This is a genomic window from Jeotgalibacillus marinus, from assembly GCF_040801915.1.
Classification (GTDB): Bacteria; Bacillota; Bacilli; order Bacillales; family Jeotgalibacillaceae; genus Jeotgalibacillus; species Jeotgalibacillus marinus.
This window is the reverse complement of record NZ_JBFMIA010000001.1, coordinates 109,343-125,934: the sequence shown is the minus strand read 5'-3', so window position 1 is coordinate 125,934 and position 16,592 is coordinate 109,343. Positions and strand designations below refer to the sequence as shown.

General features: G+C 37.9%; 15 protein-coding genes. 7 read left to right on the top strand and 8 right to left on the bottom strand.

What is annotated here, in order from left to right; genetic code table 11:
• Positions 1-210 precede the first annotated feature (210 nt).
• Positions 211-1,719 (bottom strand): glucose-6-phosphate dehydrogenase, encoded by a 1,509-nt coding sequence (gene zwf / locus AB1471_RS00670; protein WP_367777588.1) that lies wholly within the window; start codon positions 1,717-1,719, stop codon positions 211-213.
• A gap of 382 nt (positions 1,720-2,101) precedes the next feature.
• Here zwf and rnz point away from each other — a divergent pair, with 382 nt between their 5' ends.
• Positions 2,102-3,034, top strand: a complete 933-nt coding sequence (rnz, locus tag AB1471_RS00665; RefSeq protein WP_367777587.1) for a ribonuclease Z — start codon at positions 2,102-2,104, stop codon at positions 3,032-3,034.
• A 163-nt stretch (positions 3,035-3,197) separates the two neighbouring features.
• Positions 3,198-4,013 (top strand): lipid II flippase Amj family protein, encoded by an 816-nt coding sequence (locus AB1471_RS00660; protein ID WP_367777586.1) that lies wholly within the window; start codon positions 3,198-3,200, stop codon positions 4,011-4,013.
• Between the two features lie 292 nt (positions 4,014-4,305).
• Here the strand turns inward: AB1471_RS00660 and namA are convergent, their stop codons facing one another.
• Both namA and proC read right to left on the bottom strand, forming a co-directional pair.
• Positions 4,306-5,322 (bottom strand): NADPH dehydrogenase NamA, encoded by a 1,017-nt coding sequence (namA, locus tag AB1471_RS00655; protein WP_367777585.1) that lies wholly within the window; start codon positions 5,320-5,322, stop codon positions 4,306-4,308.
• A gap of 169 nt (positions 5,323-5,491) precedes the next feature.
• Positions 5,492-6,322 (bottom strand): pyrroline-5-carboxylate reductase, encoded by an 831-nt coding sequence (proC, locus tag AB1471_RS00650; protein WP_367777584.1) that lies wholly within the window; start codon positions 6,320-6,322, stop codon positions 5,492-5,494.
• Positions 6,323-6,714: 392 nt separating this feature from the next.
• On the opposite strand from proC, the gene AB1471_RS00645 reads away from it, so the two are divergent.
• Entirely contained in the window at positions 6,715-7,692 is a 978-nt protein-coding gene (locus tag AB1471_RS00645) for an MBL fold metallo-hydrolase (RefSeq protein WP_367777583.1), read from the top strand.
• Positions 7,693-7,696: 4 nt separating this feature from the next.
• Complete coding sequence (locus AB1471_RS00640; protein WP_367777582.1) at positions 7,697-8,491, top strand: SDR family NAD(P)-dependent oxidoreductase; 795 nt, start codon at positions 7,697-7,699, stop codon at positions 8,489-8,491.
• An 84-nt stretch (positions 8,492-8,575) separates the two neighbouring features.
• On the opposite strand, the gene ulaA is transcribed toward AB1471_RS00640, so the two are convergent.
• From ulaA to AB1471_RS00615, 5 genes are all read right to left on the bottom strand, one after another.
• Entirely contained in the window at positions 8,576-9,838 is a 1,263-nt protein-coding gene (ulaA, locus tag AB1471_RS00635; protein ID WP_367777581.1) for a PTS ascorbate transporter subunit IIC, read from the bottom strand.
• A gap of 3 nt (positions 9,839-9,841) precedes the next feature.
• Positions 9,842-10,117, bottom strand: a complete 276-nt coding sequence (locus AB1471_RS00630) for a PTS sugar transporter subunit IIB (RefSeq protein ID WP_367777580.1) — start codon at positions 10,115-10,117, stop codon at positions 9,842-9,844.
• A 19-nt stretch (positions 10,118-10,136) separates the two neighbouring features.
• Positions 10,137-10,580, bottom strand: a complete 444-nt coding sequence (locus AB1471_RS00625) for a PTS sugar transporter subunit IIA (protein WP_367777579.1) — start codon at positions 10,578-10,580, stop codon at positions 10,137-10,139.
• Positions 10,581-10,597: 17 nt separating this feature from the next.
• Positions 10,598-12,190, bottom strand: coding sequence for a BglG family transcription antiterminator (locus AB1471_RS00620; protein ID WP_367777578.1), 1,593 nt, complete (start codon positions 12,188-12,190; stop codon positions 10,598-10,600).
• 801 nt (positions 12,191-12,991) lie between these two features.
• A complete protein-coding gene (locus tag AB1471_RS00615) occupies positions 12,992-13,645 on the bottom strand; it encodes a YczE/YyaS/YitT family protein (RefSeq protein ID WP_367777577.1) in 654 nt (217 codons plus the stop codon).
• A gap of 556 nt (positions 13,646-14,201) precedes the next feature.
• Between AB1471_RS00615 and AB1471_RS00610 the strand changes: the two genes are divergently transcribed.
• From AB1471_RS00610 to AB1471_RS00600, 3 genes are read left to right on the top strand one after another with little or no spacing between them, the layout of a single operon-like run.
• A complete protein-coding gene (locus tag AB1471_RS00610) occupies positions 14,202-15,188 on the top strand; it encodes a sugar-binding protein (RefSeq protein WP_367777576.1) in 987 nt (328 codons plus the stop codon).
• Positions 15,185-16,186, top strand: coding sequence for a sensor histidine kinase (locus tag AB1471_RS00605; RefSeq protein WP_367777575.1), 1,002 nt, complete (start codon positions 15,185-15,187; stop codon positions 16,184-16,186). Before AB1471_RS00610 ends, AB1471_RS00605 begins: the two co-directional genes overlap by 4 nt.
• Positions 16,187-16,591, top strand: coding sequence for a sensor histidine kinase (locus tag AB1471_RS00600; RefSeq protein WP_367778101.1), 405 nt, complete (start codon positions 16,187-16,189; stop codon positions 16,589-16,591).
• Position 16,592 lies beyond the last annotated feature (1 nt).

Genomic DNA, 16,592 nt, shown 5'->3' with positions numbered 1-16,592 from the left:
TTTTCTCGTGAACTTGATGTTGTCTTGTAGCACCTCTTGTCATTCACGTAAGAATCAAGGTTATTCTATTCGTAAAACTGAACGTTTACCCAAAAAGGCTGCCCGAGAACTTCTCGGACAGCCTTTCAGGTCTTCTCAATATAGTTTAATTGTCGTTCAGACTTAAATCACCAGAGTACCATAACATCGTTGAATTGGACTGTTTGTACCCTATTCTATCGTTTTTTTAACATCTAATTCTCCAATTGGCCACCATTCAAAACCTTCTTGTGCGAGTAGCTCATCGCTTTTAGCAGGTCCCATTGAGCCAGATGCGTAATTCGGGAACGATTCTTCGGTTGTAGACTCCCAATGAGTAGATATTTTATCAACAAAGCTCCAAGAATGTTTGACTTCATCCCAATGCGTAAAGTTCGTTGCATCTCCTAAGATACAGTCGTATAACAGTTTCTCATATGCTTCAGGCGTATTAATGCCATCAATGCTTGAGGCAGAATAACTGAGTTTGACGGGTTTCGTATCAATCCCTTGACTCGTTTTCTTCGCATTTAAGTGTAACGTCACTCCTTCATCCGGTTGAATATGAATGACAAGTAAGTTGGGATCCAATGAATGCTCTTTGTTGTAATAAAGGTTCATCGGAATATCTTTAAACTGAACAACGATTTTTGTTGATTTTACAGTCATTCTCTTACCCGTTCGGATAAAGAATGGAACGCCTGCCCAACGGAAGTTATCAATCATTACTTTACCAGCAACAAATGTTTCCGTGTTGGATGTAGGATCAACATTTTCTCCATTTCGATAGCTATCCACGTCAGTTCCATTTACGGTTCCTTCTGCATACTGACCGCGGACAAAATAATCATCTACTTCTGTTCCTTCAATTGGACGCATGGCACGGAATACACGAACTTTTTCGCTACGAATTTCGTCTGTGCTTAAGCGAATTGGTGGTTCCATCGCAAGCAAGGCGACCATTTGGAGCATGTGGTTTTGAACCATGTCACGCAGTGCACCACTCGTTTCATAGTAGCGACCACGTTCTTCAACACCTAGAGTCTCGGAAGAAGTAATTTGGATATTTGAAATGAAGCGGCTATTCCACTGTGGTTCAAATATAGCGTTGGCAAACCGAATAACTTCAATGTTTTGAACCATTTCCTTCCCGAGGTAGTGGTCAATTCGATAGATTTGTTCTTCTGAAAATGATTTTCTAATTTGTTCATTTAAAGCAGAGGCAGATGCCAAGTCATGACCGAATGGTTTTTCAATGACTAAACGGCAAAAGCCTTTCGTGTCGGTTAGCCCATCTTGCTTTAAGTGATCTGTAATTGTGCCGAAAAATTCTGGTGCCATTGCTAAGTAAAAAATACGGTTTCCACAAAGTTCAAATTGTTGATCAAGTTCATTTGCGAGATTTTTTAACTGTATGTATGAATCAGAATCTGACACGTCATGCGACTGATAAGCACAATGCTCAATAAATGATTCGATGTGTTCTTTTGAATGAGATGAAGCTTGTAAAGAATCCCGGACATGATCTTTAAAACGATCATGTGACCACTCACGACGCCCAACACCTAATAAGGCAAAGTTATTGGACATTTTTCCCTTTAAATATAGCTGGTAAAGAGACGGGAAGAGCTTTCGTTTAGCAAGGTCACCCGTTGCCCCAAAAATCATAATTAATGTTGAAGGTGTATTTTCTTGTTTCACGATAAGAACCTCACTTCTATTGTTGTTCAAGCTAGTAATTTGTCGAAAAAACTAAAATCACATTATCTAGATTGTATAGATGAGATGGCTGATATGCAACAGTTATGCAACATCATTAAAGAAATGATATAAATTATTTGAAATTCAAATGGCTTTTATAGTACGTAAGGAGATATGGATGAAAAAATGCTAAGATGTGTAACCAATTATGCCATTTTGTGACTTCGAAATTCTGCTGATGGGAATAGTAGGTTTGTCGTCATATTTTCCGTGTACTTGTCAATATGAACAAAAACTCAAAAAATACTCCTGCAAGAAGGATTAAAGCGTCAAAAATTTTGAAAATGTGGTATGATGTTGCTCGAGTGGAGGTGCTTGTACAATGCAACTACAATTTTTAGGAACTGGGGCTGGCGTGCCAGCTAAACATCGGAACGTTACATCAATTGCATTAAAACGTATGAATAAACAAGGGGCCGTATGGCTTTTTGATTGTGGAGAAGCGACTCAACAGCAAATTCTATATACAACAATTAAGCCTCGACGAATAGAAAAAATATTTATTAGCCACCTCCATGGGGATCACATCTATGGTCTGCCAGGTCTTCTTGGGAGTCGTTCGTTTCAAGGTGGAACAGAGCCTTTAACTGTTTACGGACCTAAAGGAATCGAACAATTTGTCCAAACAACACTTCAAGTCAGTGCAACTTATGTAAAATATGAGTTAAATGTTGTTGAAATAGAAGATGGAACGATCATTGAAGAAGATGATTGTACGATCGAAGTAAGAAAACTTGATCACGGGATTGATTCATTTGGGTACCGTGTGAAAGAAAAAGATCGACCAGGTGAACTGCAAGTGGAAAAGCTTCGTGATTTGGGAATTCCTCCTGGTCCTGTTTATCAGCAGCTTAAAATGAAGCGAGTGGTCGAATGCGAAGGAAAGACGCTAAACGGAGAAGATTTTCTTGGTGAAGATAAAAAAGGGTTGATTGTGACAATTCTTGGGGATACACGCCTATGTCAATCCGCTTTCGAACTTGCAGACGGAGCAGATGTACTCATTCACGAAGCAACTTTTGAACAAAATAGTGAAGAAATGGCGTATGAATATTTTCATTCTACCACGTCACAAGCCGCATTGGTCGCAAAAAAAGCAGGGGTAAAAGAACTTTGGTTAACTCACATAAGTTCACGTTACACACTAGAGGACGCAGATCGTTTAGAGAAAGAAGCGAGAGCTATTTTCCCTAATAGTCATGTGGCGTATGACTTGCTTGAAACGGTTATTTCATCCGTAAACGAAAAATCGTGAAACTGTCGAATCAACAGTTTCACGATTTTTAAATTAATTTAATTCTTTTCTTATGAGATTTAATGGCTAGATTTCTCTTTGTGATTTTGAAAAATATATTCGGCTTACCTTCTAATCGTGGTAATATTAGGGTGTTAAATAAAAATAAGAGTAGGTACTTAATTTGGATTTTTTAACGGTAAATTTATTATTTATATTCTTTTTCTTATTTCTTATTCATTCAGTCGAGACACTTGCTTATGCTGTGAGGTTGTCGGGGGCAAGGGTAAGAATGATTGCTTCGGCTTTGTCTCTGTTTAATATAATGGTCATTGTTTCACGGTTAGCTAATATGATGCAACAGCCTTTTACAGGGAGCCTTATAGATTCTGCTCCGACAGAGAACACTTTAGAATTTGTAGAAAATCAATTTAGAGTCCTTATTGGTGCATCAACGTTAGGTACCTTATTTGGGATCGTTTTACTACCTACATTTATCGCCTTATTTTCAAGAGCTATCATTCATTTATCCGAAGAAAAAGGGTCTGTTCCTGCTTTGATTAAGAAGGGAATGACCTTTGAATTTATAAGGAGAGGGGTAAAACATTTTAGTTTACCTAAGTTGTCTTATTTGAAGAATATTAATATTGAAGATATTCCTATAAACTTATTCTTAGTAAATTTGATAATAACTGCAATATATACAATTGGAGTATTGTCAGCATTATATGCTGCTTTATTGGTTCCAGATAAAGCTACAACAGCTATTATGGCTTCAGGTCTAATAAATGGTGTAGCCACGATTCTGCTTGTTATATTTATTGACCCAAAAATCTCCGTACTTGCTGATGATGTTGTAAATCAAAGGGGAAGTTATCTTACACTTAAGAGCATTTCATTATTGATGATTACTTCAAGATTATTAGGAACACTATTTGCACAAGTGTTGTTTATACCTGGTGCAAAGTATGTAGCTTGGCTTACTAAATTTATTGTATAGGTGTCTTAGAAGTTTGGTGATTATGAACAAAGGGGTACTATCGTGCCAGAAGAAGGTTGATAATTTCCAGGAAATAGGTCTTTGAAGAAAAAATTCTTTTTTATGCAGTTGAGAGGTTTCTTAAGAAACTGAAAATGTTAGTATCAACGAAGTATAAATCATGCAAAAAATTAAAAACGAAAGACGTTAACGAGGAAGAATTTAATAGGAAGAAATAAGGACGGCTGAAATTCTGAGCCGTCCTATTTTTTATTTGTTTAAGCCTTGACTATCAAACGTACATAACTCATGACTACCAACCACGCTCGTATTGCTTCGGTGATTCAATCTCTTCATTCAATTCTTCTGCCGCAGTTCTTGGCCAGTAAGGGTCTCTTAACAACTCTCTTGCTAAGAAAATAAAATCTGCTCGCTCATTTTGTAAAATTTCTTCTGCTTGAATACCGGAAGTGATAAGTCCAACAGCTCCTACTGGAATGTCAGCACCTTCTCGAATGGTTTCCGCGAAGGGGACTTGATAACCAGGGTATGCGTGAATTCTAGCAGGAACAACTGCCCCAGAGCTCACATCGATTAAATCGACACCTTGTTCTTTCATCCATTTTGCAAAAGGCACGTAATCTTCGGCAGTTAATCCATTTTTGTCGTAATCATATGCAGATATGCGAACAAATAATGGACCCTCCCACTCTTGTTTCACGGCATCAATCGTTTCTCTTAATAATCGATAGCGATTTTCAGCAGAGCCACCGTATTCATCTTCACGACGATTAGAAAGCGGGGATAAAAATTCATTGATTAAATAGCCATGAGCACCATGTAATTCGATGACATCAAAGCCAGCTTCTTTTGCACGTCTTGCTCCTTGACGAAACGCTTCAATCGTATCTTGAATATCTTTTTTTGTCATTTCAATAGGCGTTTTCATTTGGTCATTAAAAGCGATGGCAGAAGGGGCAATAATGTCACCATCTGTCATTGATTTTCTACCGGCGTGTGCAAGTTGGATACCTGTTTTTGTATTTTGTTCTTTTAGCAAAGAAACAAGTTCTTTTAAACCGTCAATATGATCATCGCTCCAAATGCCAAGATCTTCATTTGAGATACGACCTTGTGGCGTAACAGCGGTTGCTTCAAGCACAATTAATCCTACTTGGCCAACTGCACGTGTTGTATAGTGTGTCTTATGCCAATTTTCCACGCGACCATCTTGATTGTGACTTGAATACATACACATCGGTGCCATAACAATGCGATTGTTAAATGTTACATCCTTTATTGTATAAGGAGAAAATAAAGCAGTTGTCATAAATTAATGCCTCCTATATTCTTTAGATTTCCTAAATAGTATAGCAAGCGGTTTCTGGAGAACAAAAAGATTTGCACTTATTTGTGTATTTTTCAATTCTTTTAATCGATAAATAGTTCCTTGCTACTTTATGCCGTCTCGTACAAACGACACTCGGCAACTAGCATGCTCAGTCGGTAGGCTCATTGTGTTCAAACTGTGAACGTAATCTGCCAGAATGTTCGGTTGCTTCTTTAATGCAGGCTTTGAACGCTTCTTTTGTGTGGTATCGATCGAGCTTTTTGATGCCGGCTTCTGTTGTACCTCCAGCGCTAGTGATGGCTTGTCGTAGAACGTATGGCGGTTTGTTTGTTGCTTCCAGCATTTTTGATGCACCAGTGAGTGTCTGTAGAATGAATCGTTTAGCTTCTTCAGCAGTTAAACCAAGCTCTACTGCTGCTTGTTCCATTGCTTCAGCGACGTAATAGATATACGCTGGGCCGCTTCCTGACAATCCCGTCACTAAATCAAGCTGCTGCTCATCTACGACCGTAACCGTGCCGATGCTTGAGAAAATAGATCGTACGATTCCTTGTTGCTCTGTTGTTACATACTCGTTAAAGGATAATCCAGTTGCCGATTGTAGAATGGTTGCAGACGTATTTGGCATCGCTCGTGCAATGGCAATCGTTTCACCTAACATACGATTTATAAATTGGAGTGACAAACCAGCTAATACGGAGATGACAAGCTGATCTTTAGTAAGATATTGGTGGATGTCTTTCATAGCATCTCTTGCATCTTTTGGCTTCATAGCAAGAATGATTACATCAGCACCTGACAGTAATGCTCTAAGGTCATAGCTAATTTGAACGCTGTATTTATGTTGAAGCGTATCTAAACGTTCACGGTTCGAACGATTTGTTACCCACATATCGAGTTTGTTTAAATTCGGAGCTTGAACGATTCCTTGAATCATTGCTTCTGCGATTGAACCTGCGCCTACGAATAGGATCTTCATATTAAACTCCTCCTTTTAAACATAAAAAAACCCAATCATCCTGTAACAAGGACGAAAGGATTGCTTCCGTGGTACCACCTAGTTTTGCTGAAAAATCCAGCACACTTCATTGCCCGTAACGAGGGAAGACGGGCAGGTTTTTCTGCCACTCAAAGGTAGGTTCAATGGGGAGTGGGCGACGGAGTTTTACAGCCTATGAACTCCGCTCTCTGACGTTTCTCCTTCATGTACTAGTCCTTATCATTGCATTTGTCTATGGTTTAATTATATGCGATTATGCGGACTGTGATGTCTTCTGTCCAGTTTTTTAGAATGGGTGATCGACTTTTTATAGGAAAAAGGCTACACTTAAAGAAAGTGAATGAACATTCATTTTAAGAGGAGGTCATCGTATGGTTCAATGGTATAATGGAATTGCTCAACTTACAATCCCAACACCGTTTGTAGTGGGGGACGTGCATGTATATGTTATTAAAGAGGAAAAATTAACACTTGTTGATACAGGACCTAAAACGAAAGAAGCATGGCTATCCCTTGAAGGTCAATTGAAAGAGTTAGGAATTGCCCCGGAAGATATAAAACAAATCGTCTTAACTCACCACCATCCAGATCATGCGGGTCTCATTGATCGATTTGATCAGGCAGTTGTTCTCGGTGCTGCGGAAACGAATCGATTTCTCGTTCGGGAAGATGCGTTTATGGAAATGCATGATACTTTTTATGAAACATCATTTAAAGAAATTGGTGTTCCAGAAGCGTATTTTGTATTGATTGAAAAAATGAGAGAACCACTTCAAGCACTTGGTCAACGGGGACTCGACAAGACCGTAGCCCCTCACGATTTTGTGCCAGGAGCTCGAGAGTGGAAGGTGATTGAAACACCTGGTCATGCCCAAGGTCATATTTCGCTATTTCGAGAACGTGATGGGCTACTAATTGGTGGCGATATGCTGTTAGCGAAGGTTTCCTCAAATCCGCTGATCGAACCGCCTTTCAGTCCACAAGAAGAGCGACCAATTCCACAACTTCAATACAATGAATCATTGAAAAAGCTACTTGATTTGCCGATTTCGTCTGTGTTGCCAGGTCATGGTCCTGTTGTGGAAAATGCCCATACGTTAATTCATCAGCGTTTAAAAAAGCAACATGAACGTGCATGTTATGTAAAACAACTACTTATAGAAAAAGAGGCCACTGCATTTGAGCTTTGTGTGGCACTATTTCCTAGTGTGTACCGCAAGCAGCTAGGTCTGACACTTTCAGAAACGATGGCGCAGATTGATTATTTACTTTCCATTGGGGAAATTGAACAAGTAGATTTGATAGGAGATGCTGTCGTTTATCGTGCGCTGGCAAACACAAAGGAGTAAGGATATGAGAAAGAACTTAAAAGGTAAAACAATACTGATAACAGGTGCTTCGAGTGGTCTTGGAGGAGAACTAGCGAAGAAATGTGCGGAAAATGGGGCGTCGATTATTTTAATCGGACGTAACCAGGATCGGTTAGCAGCTGTAGTTGAGTGCTGTGGGACCCTTGGAGCGGAAGAGGTACGCGCTTATCCATTTGATTTAGGAGAAGTTGGGTCGATTCCTGCATTGATAAGTAAAGTGGAAAAAGAGGTTGGAGCAATTGACGCATTAATTAACAACGCTGGTTTTGGGCTTTTTGAGAAGTTAAATTACACACCTAACAAGACCATTAAGGCGATGTTTGATGTCAATGTCATCGCGTTGATGACACTTTCTCAAGCAGTCATTCCTTCAATGAAAAAGCGTGGGAGCGGTCATATTATCAATATTGCGTCTCAGGCGGGAAAACTTGCTACACCTAAATCAAGTATTTATTCAGCAACAAAACACGCGGTCATTGGCTTTTCAAATAGTTTGCGAATGGAAGTGGCTGATGATGGCATTTTGGTCACAACAGTTAATCCAGGACCAATTAATACGGCTTTTTTTGATCAAGCAGATGACTCTGGTAAATATGCAGAAAGCGTGAAACGATGGATGCTTGACCCTGAAGCTGTCGCAACAAAAACGGTAGATGCCCTTTTTACAAGACGAAGAGAAATCAACTTGCCACAATGGATGAATATCATTTCAAAGATGCACGCCGTGTTCCCTGGTGTGGTTGAAACATTAGGTAAGAAAGGGTTTAATCAGAAATAATAGCGATGGCAGTATCCTCGCTCATAGAGGTAACAAAAAGGTAAAGCCTACTCAAATGACTGAGTAGGCTTTACAAACGCTATTTTATGAAAATAAACTCACAAACCATCCCAACAGAATCCCCACAATACCAAAGTCAGAGTCCCCAAATGTAGTTCCTTCAAATCCTATTGAGCCTAGAACTGGTAATAGTAGAGCGGGTAGGAAGCTAATTAGAATTCCGTTTGTGACTGCTCCAAGTATAGCACCTCGGCGTCCACCCATGGCATTACCGAATACTCCGGCAGCTGCACCTGTGAAGAAGTGAGGGACCAGACCTGGTACGATTAGCGCTAATCCAACAGCAGGTAGGAAAAACATGCTGCCAAGTCCTGCTATGAAGCTGGATAGGAAACCAATGATGACGGCATTCGGTGCAAATGGGAATACAATTGGTGCATCTAGAGCTGGTTTTGCGTTTGGTACAATTTTATCTGCAATTCCTTTAAATGCTGGTACGATTTCAGCTAGAAGTAGACGAACCCCTGCTAGTACAATATATACTCCAGCAGCAAATGTAATTGCTTGCATGAGTGAAAAGATAATAAAGTTCATCCCGTCACTTAATTGTGTTTCAATGTACGTTGAGCCAGCAAAGAATGCTACGACGATGAATAGAAGGGCCATTGTTAAGGATACAGCAACTGACGTATCACGCAAGAATCCTAATGATTTTGGTACTTTAATGTCTTCCGTTGTTTTTTCTTTGTTTCCAAAATATTTACCAATGGTTCCTGAGACAAAGTATCCAATTGATCCAAAGTGCCCAAGTGCGATATCATCATTCCCTGTGATCTCCCTCATATACGGTTGTAGTATGGCAGGGAAGAATACCATTAGCGCCCCAAGGATAAGAGACCCCGTTACGATTAAAGGAATCCCGTTCATCCCACCTGTGCTTAAGATGACTGCGATCATACAAGCCATAAACAAGGTGTGATGTCCAGTTAAGAAAATATATTTAAATGGAGTAAGACGAGCAATGACAATGTTGGCTACCATACCAAAGAGCATAATCATTGCTGTTTCTGTACCGAATGTTTGTTGAGCAACGGCTACAACCGCTTCATTATTAGGGATGACACCCCTTATATTAAAGGCGGTTTCAAACATTTGTGAAAAGAAATCAAGTGAGGAGATAAGGACGCCTGCACCGACTCCTAGAATAACAAATCCCATAATTGTTTTTAATGTACCAGAAACGGTGTCTGCAGCGCTTTTCTTTTGCAACAGTAGTCCAAGAAGTGCGAATAGACCTACCAAGATTGCTGGCGTTCCTAATATGTCATTCATAATTAGATCAGCCATTGATTACCCCTCCACAATAATCTGCTTTTGTAAGGCATCCATTAATTCTTGTTGATTTAATAAATTGATGAGTGGGATGATCTTTCTATTACCATCATCTAAATTTTCAATGATATCTTTGGAGCCTATATAGTAATCTGCTGGTTCAGTTTTTGAAGTTGCGAGGTCTGTATGTGAAACATCTGCCTCGATATTTAATTCTTTAAGTGCTTTCTTTACATTCATTTCAACGATAAAACTACTTCCTAATCCATTTCCACAAACAACTAATATCTTCATTTTTCATTCCCCCGTTTTTTTATTCAGAATACTTATCTATTAAAATTTGAAGGTCTTCGATTGTTTTCCCATTGATTAACGTATCAATATTTTCTTCTTCAGACAGCATGGTAGATAGTTGTGATAATGCTTTTAAATGCGTTTGGTTATCGGTTGCAGCCAATATGAAAATTAATGATGCTTGATGTCGTTCTTCTTCGGAAAAGGCAATTGGTTGATTTAACTTTAATAAGCTCATGGCCAATTTATTCACACCATCTTCAGGTCTAGCATGTGGAATGGCTACGTGAGGTGCAATGATTACATAAGGACCTAGTTTGTTTATGTTAGTGATCATCGCATCAATATAATCCTCTTTGATCATGCCTTTTTGAAGTAATGGTGAGGCGGCTAATTCTATAGCGTCTTGCCAACTCTCGACTTTGTCTGCTATTTGAATACCACCAATGATTTCGTTTAGCATAGGTTTGTAAAGCTCCTTTATCTGAGATGTTTATCGGCAAGGATATGTTCGATTTCTATTAGTAATTGTTTTTGATTGTGAACGGTTACATGTTTTTCAATGGCTTGCAGAATCTGATTGGCTTGTTCTGTTTTTGATGTGACAAATTTTTGATTTAATGTTCGATTCACATATGTTAAAAGTCGTTCTTTTTCCAAATCACTTAAAATTGCATTCACATGATAGGTAGGTAAATGTTGATCTGGGATGGGTACGGTGGTGAATATAATTTCTGCATCGTTTCTCGATTCTTCAATCGCAGTCACTACTTCAAAATCAAGAGTAGAGAACAACGTTTCTAGCTGACTTTTTAGAATCTGAGACGTACCTACACCGCTGGAACAAACGATGAGGGCATATTTTCTAGACACTGGAGTGCTACCTTCTTTTCTCATCCAACCACCGAAGTGCATAGCAATATAAGCAAGTTCATCCTCATCAACGGTTGCTCCCACAAAGCTTTCTAAATGATGAACAACTTTCTTAGTTATTTGAAATACTGCACCATACTTCTCTTTCATCGAGGATGTTAATGGATTCTTTGGTTGAATGCCATACTTCAATCGATAGTAAGCAGGACGAATATGAATAAGTAAGCTTTGTTCAACAGCTTGATAATTGTTGAATTCAATACATGAGAATCGTTGAAAGTCGATTACCATTTTTTGGACAATGGTGTGAATGTCGTCTATATCTAACTGTTTTTCTGATTGATTTCTAAAATTCAACAGAAACATCGTGATGTAACAGACCTCATCTTCAGGAATGATAAGGTTGAATTTGTTTTTTAGTTCATCTGTGATAAATGAAGCTTGATGAAAGGCTGGTCTTGATTTTAATGTTTCTTTCTCATCTGTACTTAGTGAAACAATCGTTGCTAACTTGACTCGATGGATGAAATAAGCAAGCTGCCATGAGAGTTGAGAGGTTGATTCATAATCAAGTTTCAAATTCAAAACTTTTTGAAAGTTCATCACCAATGTGGTACATTGCTTTACTGTATCATGTAAGTTAGGATCAAAGTTAGTCCAGATTGCTATCATTTCCTTAGATAACTCACTCGAAGTCTGATAATCAAAAGTGTCTACAAACAACTTTCGAATTTGAAACTGAGAGCCAGTTAAGAAATATCCTCTAAGTCGTTCAAATTGAACTTCTAATTGATATTGATAGCATGTTCGCTTAACAGCTTTTAAATCACTTAAACAAGAGTTTCGGCACACTTTGGTGATACTCATCAATTCTTTTAGATAAAGTGAATGGTTATTTGTAAGTAATGTGATTAAGATTAATCTTTCACGTTCAGGTGCTGCGAAATAATAGTCAATCGTACTGTTTAGTTGAATGGGGATGCGAGCTTTTGTATCTTCTGTTACAAAGATGCCTAAAGACTTTACTCTTTGAACTTCTTCCAACTCTTGTTTTTTTAGCCAATCGTTTATTTTTTCAAGATTGTAGTAAACCATTCTCCTTGATACTCGTAAAGTTTGAGATAACTCCTTTATTGAGATAGGAGAATTTTTTTGAATTAATATATGGAGTAATTGAGAACTTCGTTGATCTAATGACACATCATCACCTTCTTTGTTTAAAGCTAACTAGCAAATCTATTATTTCAAGGAGTTTAATGGCTCTAATATTCTTGTAATAAGTAGTATCGGTTTTTTACGTCAAATGTTTAGGTGAAGTGAAACTGGTTGGCCAGGGTACCATGGACGGTTGCTTTAAAGTCGTGGCTCTTAATTGTAACGGTCTAATGTTGACGCAAGTAGCAATCATCTTTTGTATCGATTGTGCCTATTTTCCAGTATCTCTTTTTCTCCTTCTCCAAAGTCCGAAAATACTCGTCCCTGCAATTCCTAGACTTAATGTAATGCACCTGTTAAAAGTTTGTTTTATTCATGTTGTTCTCGCCTTTTTATGTATTAGTATCAACAACTTTGTTAATACAAAAACTTATTATAACTAGGCAATGTGTGTTTCGTGTGTAGTTTATGCGTATTTTTAAAAATAACGTTTTTAAAACCTTTGTTTTATGGATTAAACAAAAACCACTTAATCGAAATGACTGAGTGATTTTTTTAATTAGTTAAATTCCACCACTAATATTGCATAAAAATTAACGCAATAATCAGAAACTAATTCTTCCAGTATTTTAGACAAAAAGACAAGACTTGAATAAAGGTGGTACTGTTCCTTTGGTTTTTATTTACAGTTAGACTTTAGGGACAGGGAGAAATTCATTTTTACGGAATGGTTTGGTTCTGCAACCTTCTGAGCCAAATATGGATACTCGTTGTAAGGGTGATTTCTAATTGTTTCGCGTGGAATCTAGGTAAGTGTAACAATGACCATTTTCTTTCTTCTGAAACTTAGAATCTTTTTGATTCCAAATAAGACACGGTTTGGGCATTATTATGGCCCATCGAACGTTGAAGTATCAATTTGCTTTGTGGTAACGACACGTGGATAATTGACCCGACAAATAGCGCTGTGACGAGTGTTCCCACACCCACAGGTCCCCCTAAGGAAAAGCCGATTGCAAGTACTACAAGCTCGATTCCTCTTCGAACCATACAGATGTTCCAACCTGTTTTTTCTACAATGAGCATCATAATACTGTCTCTAGGACCAGCACCGAGGTTTGCAGATACATAGACTCCCGTACCATATCCCACCGCTACGACACCTAGTAAAAAGATGGAAATGACTCCGGGCCAAGTGGAGGGTTCTGGAATAAAAAAATTAAATATATCGATAAAAATTCCGAGCAACAGCATGTTTAAAAGGGTGCCAATTCTAGGTAGCTTCTTCGTTATAATTACAGTGGTCCCGATAATAAGAACTCCTATAATGATCGACCACATACCCACGGTTAAACCGTTTTTTTGGAATAATCCAACATGGAAAACATCCCATGGACCTATACCCAATCGTTGTCCTTTTATTGTTAAGGTGATTCCAAGTGCTAACAGGACAAGACCTGTCATAAAAAAGAGCCAACGCAACAAATAGTACCGTCTCATCATTCTACCTTCTTTCCTTTGGTCAATTTTTTTAAAAATGATTGATCTTTTGGGTTCGATCCAATCTATACTTGTTTTTCAAGAATTCAGTATAGAAGAATGGATGACGTTCTGCATTTTTAATTTCACGAACGTCGTATCAACCCCGGAAATTTATTATAGAATCGTTTTATATGAGAATAGAAGTCCAAATGATGAACATATTAGTGTGCAGAAATGGACTGGTCTGAAGAAATAGTACGTTCTTACTATTTCCTTTGCTCAACTTTCGGAGATACTTAGCAAGGGGATTTAGCAGATGGAAATCCTATTTGGTAAGACTTTAACCGAGTCTTGTACCTACATAAGAAAACGCTGAAATAGAAAAGTACATCAAAGGTTCACCCGCTTATTTAGTCTGCGAAATAGGCTAATGTATTCATATTTTCGATAGTCTTTCGGTTTAGAAAGCAAAAAATGAGGAGGGAATGGAAAAGAGATGGAAAAAAGAGGCTGGAAGAGTCGTGTAGACAGCGCTATGATTCTGAAAACAAATACTATTTAGAGGAGGAACAACATGACTACTAGCACTAAACGATTACTCTACATAATAAGTGGTGTTTTTTTTCTGAGCAGTTTTATAGGGATGTTGATTTATGGGTATAAAACATTTTACATTGAAATGGATAACGTAGTGCCAAAGGAATATACGTATCATTTTGCGTTGATTGCTGAGGAGACGGAAAATGATTATTGGCGCTTAATAGAAAAAGGAGCGAAAGAAGCAGCTGCACAAAATGATATTTACTTGGAATATGTAGCGCCTAAAAAAGCTGATAATGATCAATTATTAAGGCTGTTAGATCGAATGATATCTGCGAAAGTGGATGGCATTATTGTGCAAGGAATTGAAGGGGAGCGTTTTGTGGATCTTGTACATAAAGCGGTCGAACGTGATATACCGATTATAACGATTGATACAGATGTGAAAAGCAGTGAACGAAAGGCGTACGTTGGGTCGGATAATTTTTATGCGGGCCAGCTTGCTGGTCAAACGATTATTGAAAATACGACTGGAGAGCAATATGTGGGAATTGTTACTGGGCGTTTTGAGGCAATCAATCAGCAGGAGAGAATCGCTGGCTTTAAACAAGCGGTTGAATCTAATTCACGAATTCACATTGTAGATATACAAGAATCAGATATCACCGAAATTGGCGCAACCCAAGCAACATATTCGTTGCTAAAGGAATATCCGCAGATCACTGCATTAGTTGGAACAAGTTCACTTGATGGAATTGGAATGGTTGAAGGTCTGCATGAAATAGCTCCGAATAAAGAAATATATATTACTGCTTTTGATGTTTTACCAGAAACGTTAGCGTTAATTCGAGATAATAAAATCGATGCCACAATTGAACAGTATCCCGAGGAAATGGGTTTTGAATCCGTGAATGTGATGATCAGTTTACAAAAACAAGAGGTATTAGAAAATCAAATTTTTACTTCTTCTAAAATTGTAGAGAGGAAGGATTTACAGCGAGCCAACGGTGGAATGCAATGAAGACGATTCGTGGAAAGCTATTAGTATATTTTTTTGTGTTTGTTATTTTATTTCAAGTAACGGCAATATCTATTTTTGTAAGCTCAAATGAATTTACGAATAGTTACGATGATAGTTTCCAACGGTTTTTAATACTAAACTCTATCTCGCAAAAGTCTGAAGAGTTATATACACAAACAAAAAACTTTGTGACCGATAACAAAGCGAATAATGGAACCAATTATTTTGAGACGAAGCGTGTATTAGAAAATGAAAAGGATCGGTTAACAAAATCATTTGATGATACGAATGAAATAAAAATAAAAAATTATATCAATTTAATTGAGACCTTTATCCTCGAGAGTGAGCTTACGATTGGTTTTGTTTTAAAAGATGATATTGAACAGTATACATACCACTTAGAGGAAACAAGAACAGCTTCAGATTATATTCAGACGTCTGCTTTAGAAATAATTGATGTGGAATTAACGGCTTACCAATCTTTTTATCAGGATTTACAAGTGCGAAATGAAAACTTCTTCTTGTTCATCTTTTTTTTATTTATTACAACGATTATGCTAGCAATATTCTTCGCGCTATGGTTCTCGAAAGGGATTACACAGCCTATTGATAAATTATCTCATGCAGCAAATGAAGTGTCTAAAGGAGATTTACTTGGGGAACCGATTAACATTCAATCAAACGATGAATTGAAATTGCTTGGAGAAACCTTTAATCATATGCGCTCGAATATTCATGAATTGGTTGAAGAAATAAGAGACCAGTCTGAGCTGGATCGTTTATTAAAGGAAATGGAATTGAAGCATTTGCAAAATCAAATTAATCCACATTTTTTATTTAATACGTTAAATACAATATCTAAAATGGCTTATTTAGAGGATGCCCAATCAACTTCAAGGTTAATAGATTCCGTTGCAACCCTGCTTCGTCATAGTTTAGGACAGATTGATAAGAACGTTGCGCTTCGCGATGAAGTGGAGATAGTGAAGGATTATTAAATACGTTTTTCGGAACGGAGTCAATTTAAACTGAAAATTGATGAGAGCTGTCTAAGGATAGAGATACCACGTTTAACTTTACAACCGTTAGTTGAGAATGCTTTTATTCATGGAATTGAGGAAAAAGAGGATGGAGGAACGGTAACCTTACAAATTTACCAAACTGCTAATGATATAATTGTAGAAGTTAGTGATGATGGTGTTGGGATGGAACAAGACAAAATTAAGCAGGTTCTAACATTGTCGAAATTGGATGAAGAGCATGTTGGACATTCTACTGGGATCGGATTAACAAATGTGATTCGACGTTTACAGTTACATTATCAGGTTCGTGATGTGGTGGAGATTGATTCGGAACGAGGAAAAGGAACGACAATACGTCTATTGTTACCTAAAAATCATTAAT

Coding starts and splice junctions, on each gene's coding strand:
- AB1471_RS00615 (WP_367777577.1), bottom strand. CDS start 13,645: ATGAGACGGTACTATTTGTTGCGTTGGCTCTTTTTTATGACAGGTCTT.
- namA (WP_367777585.1), bottom strand. CDS start 5,322: ATGACAACTGCTTTATTTTCTCCTTATACAATAAAGGATGTAACATTT.
- rnz (WP_367777587.1), top strand. CDS start 2,102: ATGCAACTACAATTTTTAGGAACTGGGGCTGGCGTGCCAGCTAAACAT.
- AB1471_RS00610 (WP_367777576.1), top strand. CDS start 14,202: ATGACTACTAGCACTAAACGATTACTCTACATAATAAGTGGTGTTTTT.
- proC (WP_367777584.1), bottom strand. CDS start 6,322: ATGAAGATCCTATTCGTAGGCGCAGGTTCAATCGCAGAAGCAATGATT.
- AB1471_RS00605 (WP_367777575.1), top strand. CDS start 15,185: ATGAAGACGATTCGTGGAAAGCTATTAGTATATTTTTTTGTGTTTGTT.
- AB1471_RS00640 (WP_367777582.1), top strand. CDS start 7,697: ATGAGAAAGAACTTAAAAGGTAAAACAATACTGATAACAGGTGCTTCG.
- AB1471_RS00645 (WP_367777583.1), top strand. CDS start 6,715: ATGGTTCAATGGTATAATGGAATTGCTCAACTTACAATCCCAACACCG.
- ulaA (WP_367777581.1), bottom strand. CDS start 9,838: ATGGCTGATCTAATTATGAATGACATATTAGGAACGCCAGCAATCTTG.
- AB1471_RS00630 (WP_367777580.1), bottom strand. CDS start 10,117: ATGAAGATATTAGTTGTTTGTGGAAATGGATTAGGAAGTAGTTTTATC.
- AB1471_RS00625 (WP_367777579.1), bottom strand. CDS start 10,580: ATGCTAAACGAAATCATTGGTGGTATTCAAATAGCAGACAAAGTCGAG.